This is a genomic window from Achromobacter sp. Root170, from assembly GCF_001428165.1.
Lineage (GTDB): Bacteria > Pseudomonadota > Gammaproteobacteria > Burkholderiales > Burkholderiaceae_B > Achromobacter > Achromobacter mucicolens.
This window is the reverse complement of sequence record NZ_LMHN01000020.1, coordinates 1-1,402: the sequence shown is the minus strand read 5'-3', so window position 1 is coordinate 1,402 and position 1,402 is coordinate 1. Positions and strand designations below refer to the sequence as shown.

The window sequence follows — 1,402 nt, the reverse complement described above, 5'->3', positions numbered from 1 at the left end:
CCTGCAGGGCGAAAGACTTTTCAGGATGCGTACGACAAGGAAGACGACCGCTTTCAAAAGCAGATCGACGCTTATGCAACCGACTGGGCCGACCTGGTGGCTGGCGCCAGTTGGCGACGGATCATGGCTTTGGACTATGCGGACGCCGATGCGCGTTCGCAGCAATGCCGCCTGAGCACCACCGCGGCTTGTCTCGCGGGCGGCATCACGGATGCCCCGCCACAGCAGACAACGCCGGCGGACGAGAGCCAACCAGGCGAAAAGCCCACGCCGCAAGCGTTGGGGCCTAGCAGCAAGGCATGGAAAGACCTGCTGTCCGACGCAGGTAGTCCAGCCTACATCGCGCTCAATGGGCAATACACCGACTTGCAGCAGGCGTTCGAACCCTTGTTCTCCAACGCGATGCCCTCGGAGGCAGGCAAGAAATACTATGACGCGATAAAAATGGTCGCCACAAGCAAGGAGGGAAGCGATTGGCGCCGGACGCTCGTTGTCGAATCTGCCGATCAGTTGTTGGCGGCCATTCACGATGCGAGTAATCGCCTCGAAAACACCCTGAGCAGCGGCGCCAGGGCGGCTTTAGACAACCTCCAGTCCGGCGCCGCCTGGCTGTACGGTAAGGCCARGTTCACCCAGGTCACCATCCAGCTCACCGTGGGGGAGTGCTTCGAGCTGCTGTCGAGCGAGATTCGCGAGCACGCCAACTCCGCCCAAAAGGCCGCCGGCAAACGGGCACGKGCGATGTTGCTGGGCAGTCTGATCACCATCCCGAATGCCAATGTCCGCAATGTGCTCATCGACGTCACGCTATGGGCGCATGGAACTGCAGAAGAGGTCAAGAAGCGCGACATCAGGCAGGCTGCTGGCGCGCTTGGGCAAGAGATCAACAGAGAAGCCAAGTTTGCGCTACGCCAGGTCAACGCCGGCCTGAAGAATCTGGAACCCGCTGCGGCCGCGGTGCTCGAGGGCCTGCAAGTTGGCGCGGCGGGGGCTCGTCGTGTCGCCGGCAGCACCTTTGCAAGCCTGAAGAGCCTGGCCGCCGGTAGCGTGGATGGCGGCTTGTCTTTCRTCGGCCTGTATTTTCTGCAGGACAGCTTGAAAAGCACGTTAGCTGACCTGGATGCGAAAGTCGGGGCAAAGCATCCGGAGGCCGTGGCGGCGTTTTACAGCGTGGCGCTGGGCTTCATGGGAGCGAGTGTTGAGGCGGCCGGGCTGGCGATCAAGGTTCCGGCGGACGCTGCCCGGGGGTTCGCGCTGCGCTGGGGTGTGGAGAAAACTCCTGTCCTCACGCGCGTTGTCGGGTTGAGTTCGAAGATGGTGATGGTGGGTGGAGCGATTTCGGCTTTGGCGGGGATTGCCATGTACACCAGGCCCAGCGACAGACAGGGCAGCACCAGGTGGC

Annotated in this window: 1 protein-coding gene; it reads left to right on the top strand. The window is 62.3% G+C overall.

Annotation, left to right across the window (positions count from 1 at the left end):
- Window positions 1-1,402, top strand: a 1,402-nt coding sequence (locus ASD87_RS24885) for a hypothetical protein (RefSeq protein ID WP_162256809.1), incomplete at both ends; no start/stop codon positions are given.